The organism is Xanthomonas sp. D-99, assembly GCF_017746145.1.
Lineage (GTDB): Bacteria > Pseudomonadota > Gammaproteobacteria > Xanthomonadales > Xanthomonadaceae > Xanthomonas > Xanthomonas cissicola.
In genome coordinates this window covers 130,642-140,644 of record NZ_JAGHWU010000009.1, presented here as the reverse complement: position 1 = coordinate 140,644, position 10,003 = coordinate 130,642, and the positions used below count along the sequence as shown (strand labels likewise).

At 63.8% G+C, this 10,003-nt stretch carries 9 protein-coding genes; 2 read left to right on the top strand and 7 right to left on the bottom strand.

Annotation, left to right across the window (positions count from 1 at the left end; translation table 11 throughout):
* The first annotated feature begins 6 nt into the window (after nucleotides 1–6).
* Nucleotides 7–570, top strand: coding sequence for a LysE family transporter (locus tag J7360_RS04890; RefSeq protein ID WP_209033380.1), 564 nt, complete (start codon nucleotides 7–9; stop codon nucleotides 568–570).
* A gap of 350 nt (nucleotides 571–920) precedes the next feature.
* Here the strand turns inward: J7360_RS04890 and J7360_RS04885 are convergent, their stop codons facing one another.
* Together J7360_RS04885 and J7360_RS04880 are read right to left on the bottom strand one after the other, a co-directional pair.
* Nucleotides 921–3,089 carry a methyl-accepting chemotaxis protein gene (locus tag J7360_RS04885; RefSeq protein WP_209033375.1) on the bottom strand — a complete coding sequence of 723 codons (2,169 nt, stop codon included), beginning with the start codon at nucleotides 3,087–3,089 and terminating at the stop codon, nucleotides 921–923.
* A gap of 510 nt (nucleotides 3,090–3,599) precedes the next feature.
* Nucleotides 3,600–3,806 (bottom strand): hypothetical protein, encoded by a 207-nt coding sequence (locus J7360_RS04880; RefSeq protein WP_057659588.1) that lies wholly within the window; start codon nucleotides 3,804–3,806, stop codon nucleotides 3,600–3,602.
* 210 nt (nucleotides 3,807–4,016) lie between these two features.
* Between J7360_RS04880 and J7360_RS04875 the strand changes: the two genes are divergently transcribed.
* Complete coding sequence (locus J7360_RS04875; RefSeq protein WP_017155536.1) at nucleotides 4,017–4,727, top strand: rRNA pseudouridine synthase; 711 nt, start codon at nucleotides 4,017–4,019, stop codon at nucleotides 4,725–4,727.
* 90 nt (nucleotides 4,728–4,817) lie between these two features.
* Here J7360_RS04875 and J7360_RS04870 read toward each other — a convergent pair whose 3' ends face one another.
* From J7360_RS04870 to recQ, 5 genes are all read right to left on the bottom strand, one after another.
* Entirely contained in the window at nucleotides 4,818–5,102 is a 285-nt protein-coding gene (locus tag J7360_RS04870) for a hypothetical protein (RefSeq protein WP_169790132.1), read from the bottom strand.
* A gap of 524 nt (nucleotides 5,103–5,626) precedes the next feature.
* Nucleotides 5,627–6,397 (bottom strand): hypothetical protein, encoded by a 771-nt coding sequence (locus tag J7360_RS04865; protein ID WP_244664172.1) that lies wholly within the window; start codon nucleotides 6,395–6,397, stop codon nucleotides 5,627–5,629.
* Between the two features lie 158 nt (nucleotides 6,398–6,555).
* Nucleotides 6,556–6,960: a response regulator gene (locus tag J7360_RS04860; RefSeq protein ID WP_209033373.1), complete on the bottom strand. Its 405-nt coding sequence runs from the start codon at nucleotides 6,958–6,960 to the stop codon at nucleotides 6,556–6,558.
* A gap of 78 nt (nucleotides 6,961–7,038) precedes the next feature.
* The gene (locus tag J7360_RS04855; protein WP_017155539.1) at nucleotides 7,039–7,536 is read right to left on the bottom strand and encodes a hypothetical protein; all 498 of its coding nucleotides are present in this window, start codon (nucleotides 7,534–7,536) and stop codon (nucleotides 7,039–7,041) included.
* 138 nt (nucleotides 7,537–7,674) lie between these two features.
* A complete protein-coding gene (gene recQ, locus J7360_RS04850; protein ID WP_150146736.1) occupies nucleotides 7,675–9,471 on the bottom strand; it encodes a DNA helicase RecQ in 1,797 nt (598 codons plus the stop codon).
* Nucleotides 9,472–10,003: the final 532 nt, after the last annotated feature.

The window sequence follows — 10,003 nt, the reverse complement described above, 5'->3', positions numbered from 1 at the left end:
CTCAAAATCGGGGGGACGTCGGTGCTGCGGCAAGGACTCAAGCGCCAGCACGTGGGGCTAGTGGTGACGATCTGCGTACTAGGGGATATCGCGCTGATATTGCTCGGTGTCGCCGGAATCGGCGTATTGGCGCAGCAATGGTCGGGCCTGCTGCAGCTGCTGCGTTACGCAGGTGCCGCATTTCTTGCAGTCTATGGCTGGATGGCCGCGCGCCGTGCCTGGCGCGGCGAAGGCACAATGACCCCGGCGCAACAGGGCGAAGAACACTGGCAACGCGCAGTGCTCACCTGCCTGGCGTTTACCTTCCTCAATCCGCACGTCTATCTCGATACGATGCTCTTGCTCGGCAGCCTGGCCACGCATTATCCCGGTGCGTTGCGCTGGGCATTTGCGCTCGGTGCGTGTATCGCCAGCGTCAGTTGGTTCTCTGGCCTGGGCTATGGCGCCCGCTTGTTGCAGCCGGTGTTCCGGCATCCGCGTGCGTGGCAGATACTGGATGGACTGATCGCGGTCTTCATGCTGCTGCTGTGTGTGCTGTTGCTGCTACCCGAGCACGTGGCGCTGCGCTAATCGCTCTGTCTGCAGCGTTATGCAGTCATTGCGCAGGTGTGGGAGCCGGAAATTCTGCTGGTCCATGGTGATCTATTGCAGTCCACCCGCCAGGCCGGGCCGTCGGATCGCCGCCGGTGCAGGGATTGCTCGACAATTCGATATGTTCGGCAGTTTATTTGACAGCGAACAGGCGGCGTTGGCGCAGATGGTGTCCCTGCAAAGGTAGCTGCGCCGTTGCAACAGCCAAGCGCGCGCTCAGGGCGCGCTTGGGAGGACGTGAGTGGCTTGTTGCGATCGCCGCCGGCAAGCGCTGCGGTGCGCTCACGCCAGCTGCCCCTTTGAAAGTCAGCCGGCGGCCACGCCACTGCTCAGGCGTGGCGTACCTTGTCCAACAGATGCGCGACCGGTGCGGTAGCGCGCGCGTCTGCGCGGCGTGCCTGCCGTGCATCGATCTTGAAGATGGCGACCGCGTCGGTGAGTTGCACGGCTTGTTCTTCCAGGGAGCGGGCGGCGGCAGTGGCTTCTTCCACCAGCGCCGCATTCTGTTGCGTGGTTTCATCCATGTGCGTGATGGTTTGATTGACCTGTTCGATGCCGGCAGATTGCTCCTGCGAGGCCGCCGAAATTTCGCCCATGATGTCGGTGACGCGCTGGACGCTGGCCACGACCTCGCCCATGGTCTTGCCGGCGCTGTGCACCAGTGCCGAGCCTTCGGCCACGCGTTGGACGGAATCGTCGATCAGGTCCTTGATCTCCTTCGCTGCGCCGGAGGAGCGTTGCGCGAGCGTGCGCACTTCCGAGGCAACAACCGCAAAGCCACGACCCTGTTCGCCTGCCCGGGCAGCTTCCACCGCGGCGTTCAGCGCCAGGATGTTGGTCTGGAAGGCAATGCCGTCGATGACGGAGATGATGTCGGCGATCTTCTTGGACGAGGCTTCGATACCACTCATGGTGTCCACGACCTTGCCGACCACAGTGCCCCCTTCCGAGGCCACGCGTGCGGCACCGATCGCCAATTGATTGGCCTGGCGCGCACTCTCGGCATTCTGCTTGACGGTGGAGGTTAGCTCTTCCATCGAGGCGGCGGTCTCTTCCAGGTTGGCTGCCTGCTGCTCGGTCCGCTGCGACAGATCCTGGTTGCCCGCGGCGATCTCGCTGGCAGCCGCGTTGATCGACACGGCCGACTGCTGGATGTTGCCGACGATCTGCGCCAGCTGGCTTGCTGTTGCATTGGCGTCATCGCGCATCTGTGCGAATACGCCGCGGAAGTCGCCGCTCATGCGTGCGGTGAGGTCGCCCGCTGCGATCGACTGCAGCAGTGCCGATAGCGATTGCAGATTGCCGTCCGCGGTGGACATCAACTGGTTCAGGCTCTCCACCATGATGCGGAAGTCGAACTGGAAGCGTTCGACATAACCACGGGCGCTGAAGTCGCCATTGGCGGCGGCCTGCGCAAGGTGCTTGATTTGGTGATTCATCGCAGACAGGTTGAGCTTGACCTGCGACATGGTGTTGCTGAAGGCAGCTTTTTCGCCCGGCAGGGGCTGCATGTCTTCGGAGAGTTCGCCGATGGCATAACGCCCCATGATGCGCGCCAGATCGTTTTGCACGGCCACGTGCGAGGCCACCAATGCGTTGGTGTCGTTGGCCATGCGGCCGTAGTCGCCCGGAAAAACGGTTGCGTCGATGCGGAAGCTGATCTGGCCGTTATCGTGATGCTTGGCCATGTCGGTCTGCGCCGCGATGAGGTTGCGCAGCTGCAGTTGCATCTTGTCCATGGCCTGCAACAGGCGGCCGGTTTCATCCGTTGCGGTGGTGTGCACATCGTTGCGCAGATTGCCTGCGGCAATGGCTTCGGCAGTGCGCGTGGCCTGGCTCAACGGCCTGGTCAGGCTGCGCGTAATCAACCATGCGAGCAGCGCGCTGATCACCAGCGCAGCGATGCCGCCGCTGGCCAGGATGATCTTGCCGTTATGCATCGATGCAACCGCTGCGGCGTACGCATCTTTGCTGAGGCGGCGCTCCAAGGCGGCATTTGCAGCAATTGCGGCTTGTTGCTGGTCCATCGCCGCAGCGGCAGCGCCTTGCAGCAAGGCCTGTGCCTGCTGATTCTGGTCGCGCATGCCGTAGTCGAGAATCTGGTTGTTGAACTTGACCGAGATGTCGCGCTTTTCCTGCACCAGTGCGAGCGCCTTTTTTTCGAGCTCGCTGCTTGGCATCGCAGCCAGGGCATCGTGGGCTTGCTTGTAGCGCGCGCGACTCCTTTCGATGATGTCCAGTGCGCGCCGGTTGGCCGCATCGCCTGACACCATCACCACGTCGCGCAAGCCGATCGCCACATTGGTGTTGGCGTCGAGCATTTCGGAGGATAGCCGGATCCTTTCCATGTTGTTGTTGACGATGGTGTCCAGCTCGTAACGCGCATTGGCCATGGTGATCAGGCCGGTCGCCACCAGCAGGCCCGACAGTAGAATCAGAATACCGAACGCCATTCCGAGGCGACGGCCGACATTGAGGCGTTGCAGATAGTCATTCATGACCGCTTCCAGGTAGTACAGCTGAGCAGCTCGGCGGATGCGGGGTGCATCGACTCAAGCGCCTTGCCCAGCTAGCGGCAGAATTTCAGGGAGCTAAAGACTGTCGATCGAAAATACTTACCGCTGATTCATTACAGATCGGAAGTTTCCTGACACTCGCTTCCGCTGTCCTGACATAGGTGCCCCAGCGCGCAGATTCAGATGCATTTGGCCGGATCGAAGTGTGCTGGTGATGCAGCGATTTTCCGACGTTTTGCCGACATTGGCGCGTGGCCGACAGACGCGTATGACTGGCTATTGGATGCATGCAGGCCAGTTCTGCATCGGGCGCCTGACAAGACAGACGCGAGCCCGATAGCGCATAGGCTGTGCGAGGTACTTCAGTGGAAGGGGCCGCACGCGGCGTCGCGCGTATTCCCGCACCGCAGCATGCATGGCAGGAAAATCATGTGCTGCAGTTGGGGCCATCGGGTGCGCACGCAGCGCGCCGCGATGGCGATCACTCTTTGCTCAGGCTTCCAGCGCAGCGAGCACGTCTGCGTGCAGTTGCTTGGCGCCATTCTCGCTGTTGAAGCGCGCAAAGACTTCTTCGCCGGAGATCAGCCCGACCCGAACCGAGTGGCAGTACGACCCGAAGCTTTCGCCAGCGTTGAAGGGGTCGCTGATGACAGAGATATGGTTGAGGCGGACCCGGGCGGTGCCGAACTGGATAAACATCTGCGATCTCCTGTGTGAGCTTCGAGTTTCCCACGTTGTCGTGCGGTGCAGAAGCGTTTGCCGGTGTCTGGGTGCACACGGAGTTTGCCATTGCGTCGATAGCAGGCAGTGCCGGCCTGCGCAGGCGCACCGTCCGATGCGTTGGGCCGCGACTCACGCGGGCAAACAGCCAGCACGTACACTGCCGTCCCCTGATGCTGAGCTCGCCCGATGTCCGATCCGATCCGTCTCGATAAATGTGTGGCTGCCGCGTTCGGCTGCTCGCGTGGCGAGGCCCAGCACTACATCGAGGGCGGGTGGGTCAGCGTGGACGGCGTGGTGGTCGAAGAACCGCAGGCGCTAGCGACCGCGGCGCAGGTCACCCTGGCCGAAAATGCGGTGCCGGTGCCTGCCGAGCCCGCCACCTTGTTGCTGCACAAGCCGGCAGGCGTCTGCGTCGATGCCGCGCTGGCGCTTGCCACGCCGGCAACGCGCAGCGCGCTGGATCAGTCCGACGTACGTGTGCTGAAGCGGCACTTCCTACGCTTACATGCACCGCTGCCGCTGGAAGAGGTGGCCAGCGGCCTGTTGATCCTGAGCCAGGATGGCCGCGTGCTGCGCCGGCTGAGCGCTGACGCTGGCACGATCGAGCAGGAATTCCTGGTGGAAGTGCGGGGTGAGTTGCGCCCTTACGGAATGGCGCGGCTGGCGCATGGCTTGGTCTACCAACAGCGCAGTCTCCCGCCTTGCAAGGTGAGCTGGCAAAGCGAAGACCGCTTGCGGTTTGCAATCAAGCACGTGCAGCCCGGCCAACTGCGCGACATGTGCGGCCAAGTGGGCCTGGAGGTCGTGAGCATTCGCCGCTTGCGCGTGGGCCGGGTGCCGCTGGGCAAGCTGGCGATCGGCGAATGGCGCTACCTGCCGGCAGGCGAGCGGTTCTGACTGCAGCACGGAGTGAGCGGCTGCAGCCGCTGTCAACACGTAGCGCTGGGTGCGCGTGTGCTCAGTCACGGCCAGCAGCGCATGCAGCGATTATTTCTTGTTGCGCTTTTTCTTGGCACGCGTGACCAGAAACAGCACCACGGCAATCACACCAATGACCAGGATGATGAAGGCCGGAGATAAAAACGAATTGTCGCCCATGCGGAACTCCTGACAGTCTTGCGCAGCACAGCGCTGCGATGACGTTAGCCTAGCGAGCAGCCTGCTTGATCGCGTGAAATGCATGGTGTGCTGCAGAAGCAGGCGGATGTTTCCGCCGCTTCGATGACCCAGGGCATCTACGTGCGCGGCGCGGAGGCGGACGTTGCCTTGCATCGATCGATGCAGCAATAGTCACCTTGCACGAGTCGGAGTGTGCCTCTGCAGCGTGATTCGGGAAGCATCGCCCCGTGCATCAGGGGGTGGCCAAGCAGGCGCTTGCACAGTGATACGCGCACATCGGCATGCTGCGTGGAGTGAGTGCCGGGGAGCCGATGGGCGATTGCAATGACAATTGCACTGCGGTCAATTGCAGGACGCGACTGGCCTTCCATGCATGGAGCCGGGCGGCAATCGTTTCCTGCTAAACGACTGAACGGACGAACGCACGCGCAGATCGTGGGGGGAAAGCGCGACCATTCTGTCGCGCCTTCGCGCCTTCGCTCCTCCGTGTTCCGGCAGGGGCGTGCTCTGCGCCCCGCGAGTTGAGCGGCCCAACAGGCCTCGCGTCCGGTAGCTGCAGTTTAAATGCGGCATCGGTCACGTAAATCGGGCGAGAGCCGACAAGCTGTCGGGACGTTTCCGACAGCCGTCGCGACGACTTGTGCATGACCGTGGGCCTGTGCCCACCGCTCACCGCATCACTGAAACGTGGAAGTGCAGCGGAAACCGGAACAATCGATCTGCACCGTGGTGCCGCTGCTGCAGACCGCGCTGAAGCGCGTGGCGCTGGTGGCCTGCACGGTGCCGCATTGCAGGCCATTGCTGATGCCCTGGGCGCGGCTGGCCGCCGAGTCGGTCGACATCGCTGGGCCTGCAGGCCCAGCGTTGCCTGCGGCTGCCGCAGGCACTGCCGTAACGACTGCCTGCTCGGAGGCTGCCGGTTCGCTCGGCAATGGCAGGGTGACCGCCGACGCGTGCGTGGGGCTGCCGGAACTGGAATTGCGTGTCGCCACCACACCGTGCGCGTTCTCACCCTGCAGCGGCTGGCCCCGGTGCTCACGATGGCGGTCGAAGCTCAGCGTCTGCCCGAACACCAACTGGATCCAGCTCGGGTAGGTATAACCGGTGCCCTTGCTGTGATCGACGATGGCGCCGATCGCCCCGCCGATCAGAATGTTGCCCCAAATGCCCATGTTGGCGCGCGAGATGGAACGGCCCGCGGCATCACTTTGGCCGGGCAGCACGCAGGTCACCTCCAGATCGCGCGCGGAACGACGCACTTGTGCGGTCTGGCCGGACTTCACCGTGACCCGGCTCTTGTCGTTGCTGATGGCGCAGTCGGCGCCGGAAACCAGCTGCCCGTCGGCGGTCTTGGTGTCGATGCGAATTGGCTGGGTCGCGTCGTCCATGACCGTGGCGCAACCGCTTAGCGCAGCCATGGCAATGGCTGCGGTCACTAGATGTCTCATGTTTTCCCCTGGTGTTAAGACACGGTACTGCCAGCCGGGCGATGCGCCGCGTCTGTGGTACTACCGTGTCGTGGTCAATCCCCGTTGCCGCCGCATCGCGCGAGGGCCGGCATTTAATACCGGGATTGTGGGCAACCGTCCAGTCGCGGCCGCTCGTGTTACGCGACTGGCGTGGCCAGCACGCGGTGCTTGGCCATCACGCTGCGGATCGCACTCAGCAGTTGCTCAGGGGTATAGGGCTTTTCTAGGAAGGCCACGCCGTCGGGCAGGAACTCTTCCACATATTCGACCGCCAGGCCGGAAGTCAGCAGCACCGGCAGGTTGTACGGCGCATGCGCGGTCTTGAGCGCCAAGTCCACACCGGTCAAGCCGCCCGGGAAATGGATATCGGAAAACAGCACGTCCACGCGCGGGTCGCTTTCGATCAGGGCCAAGGCTTCTTCGACCGAGCCGGCGCTGCGGCAAGTGAAACCATAGCTCTCCAGCACAAGGCAGCTGAGCTGTCGGGTTCCGTCGCCGTCTTCGACAACGAAGACAACCGGCCGTTCCTTGTTCTGTGGCATGAGCTGGTCTCGTAAGGCAGGCCACATTCTCAGCGATGCGGCAGTGAACCCTCTGTCAACGCACACCTTGCCGTATGGTTACCAGCCGAACGGGCCCGGACCATAGCCACCAGGTGCATAGCGCGGGCCAAAAATGGAGCCCTCACCACGTCCGACACTGATGCTGACGCCAATCTGGTGCGCCTTCCCGTCGTCGTCGTAATAGGTCTTGCAGGAATTCAAATTCACCGCCTGCCAGTTGCTGTTGCCGCCGCGGCTGGAATAGCCCAGGCCTGTCTCGACAGCACCATGCAGCTTGCCCTGGCATTGCTCGGCGCGTTCGGCAGCGATGGAAGCGGCACTTGGCCGGGCCAGCGCCGGCTTGGGGCCGCTCTTGTCGCCGTAGAAGGTGCCCGGCGGGTCGTTGCTGTATTCCGGGTCGGAGCGGAGCTGCACCGGGGCTTGCGGAATGCTCAGGTCCAGCGAACGTGCGGTCGCCGTTTCGGGGCTGCCGTCGCTGGCTTGGGCCAACGCACTTCCAGCGGCGACGCTGCCGGCGGCAAACAGAGTGACCAGGACAAGCAGGCTGCGTTTCATCGGTTGGACTCTACGAAGAGGGGCTGGCAGCGCGTGCCAGCTCGCCCTGTGAAACTAGCAACGGCTGATTGAATGCGCGCTGTCGATCTTGCGGATTTTTGTGGCGTGCGCGGTGTTGTGTTGACACACGCTGCTGCATCAGCCCTGGTCGCGCACGATCTCGATCAATTGCGCGCCGTAGCGCGCCAGCTTGCCGCCGCCGATGCCGCCCACCCGCGACAGCGCATCGATGCTGGTTGGCCGTTGCTCGGCGATGTTGCGCAAGGTGCTGTCGTGGAAGATCACGAAGGCCGGCACGTTCTGTTCCTTGGCCAGATCCGCGCGCAAGCCACGCAAGGCGTTGAACAGCGCCAGATCCTGCGGCTGCACCGGCAGGCCGGTGCGCTGCGCGCTACGCTCGCGCCCGGCAGCCGGATTTTCGCGGCGCATCATGACCTGGCGCTCACCCTTGAGTACCTGACGGCTGGCATCGGTGAGGCGCAGGCCGCCGTGACCTTCGCTATCGACTTCCAGCAGGCTGGCGGCCACCAGCTGGCGAAACACGCCGCGCCAGGTGCGTTCGTCCAGATCGCGGCCGATGCCGTAGGTGCTCAACTGGTCGTGGCCCAGCTGTTTGATGCGTTCGTTTTCGCTGCCGCGCAGGATGTCGATCAAATGGCCCACGCCGAAACGCTGCCCGCTGCGGTAGACGCAACTGAGCGCTTTCTGCGAGGCCACCGTGGCGTCCCACGCGGCGGCCGGGGTCAGGCAGTTGTCGCAGTTGCCGCAGGGTTTGGGATAGGTCTCGCCAAAGCCTGCCAGCAGAACCTGGCGGCGGCATTGCATGGATTCGCAATAGCCAAGCAGGTGGTCGAGCTTGGCGCGCTCCAGGCGCTTGCGCTCTTCGGCCGCTTCGCCTTGTTCGATCATCTGCTTGAGCAGCACCACATCGCCCAGGCCGTAGCACAGCCAGGCCTCGGCCGGGTCGCCGTCGCGGCCGGCGCGGCCGGTTTCCTGGTAGTAGCCCTCCAGCGATTTGGGCAGATCCACGTGCGCCACAAAGCGCACGTCCGGCTTGTCGATGCCCATGCCGAAAGCGATCGTGGCGGCCATGATGATGCCGTCCTCGCGCAGGAAGCGGCGCTGGTTTTTTGCACGCACCTCTGCCGGCAGGCCGGCGTGATAGGGCAGTGCATTGAAGCCTTGCGCGCACAGCTGCTGTGCGGTTTCTTCCACCTTGCGCCGCGACATCGCATACACGATGCCGGCCGCGCCACGATGACGGCCCAGGAATTCCTGCAGCTGCTTGCGCGCGTTGTCCTTCTGCACCACCGTGTAGCGAATGTTGGGGCGGTCGAAGGAACTGACGAAGTGGCGCGCGTCCACCAGATCCAGGCGCTCTGCGATTTCGCGCTGGGTCGGCGGGTCGGCGGTGGCCGTCAGCGCCATGCGCGGAATGTGCGGCCAGCGCTCGTGCAGTACGGTGAGCTGGCGGTATTCCGGACGGAAATCGTGGCCCCATTGCGAGACGCAGTGGGCTTCGTCGATGGCGAACAGCGCAATGCGGCTGCGTTCCAGCAACGAAAGGAAGCGCTGGGTCAGCAAGCGCTCGGGCGCAACATAGAGCAGGTCCAGGTCGCCGGACAGCAGGGCGCGTTCCACGCGCTGGGCGTTTTCTGCATCCAGGGTGGAATTGAGGAATTCGGCGCGCACGCCTAGCTGGCGCAGGGCCTCGACCTGGTCCTGCATGAGCGCGATCAGCGGCGAGACCACGATGCCGATGCCGTCGCGTAGCAGCGCCGGCACCTGGTAGCACAGCGACTTGCCGCCACCGGTGGGCATGAGGACCAGGGCATCGTTGCCGGCAGCGACGTGTTCGACGATGGCCTGCTGCGGGCCGCGGAAGTCGTTGTAGCCGAAGACGCGGCTGAGCAGTTCGTGGGCGGGGGAAGACATCCGCCTAGGATACCGTGCGGGTCAAGCCCTGGCCGGGCAGATGCTGGGTGGGACGACGCGAAGAGGCATCAGGGATTGCCGTGATGCGGCTGGCGGATGGCCGGCAGTGTGTGAAGTCTTGTGCGCAGTCAGCGCCATGAGGCTTCGCCCCGTCCCCTCACCCCAACGCTTTCCCGATGGGATAGGGGCTTAATTCCCGGCAATTGATGCAGAGGGTGTGGCAAAAGACTGTGGCGTCCTGCAGAACCTGTACATCATGCGCCATCGTCGTGAACCTAACCACCCACAGCCCCCTGAGTCAGGGGGCGCGCCGAAGGCGCGGGGTGTGGAGATGCGTAGCGGGGCCCAACGTTTGCACCGCGAATGTTGGGGGACATGTCCGCGAAGCGGAGATGACTGCGCCCCCTGAGCCAGGGGGCGCGCCGAAGGCGCGGGGTAAGGAGATGCGTAGCGGGGCCCAACGTTTGCACCGCGAATGTTGGGGGACATGTCCGCGAAGCGGAGATGGCTGCGCCCCCTGAGTCAGGGGGCG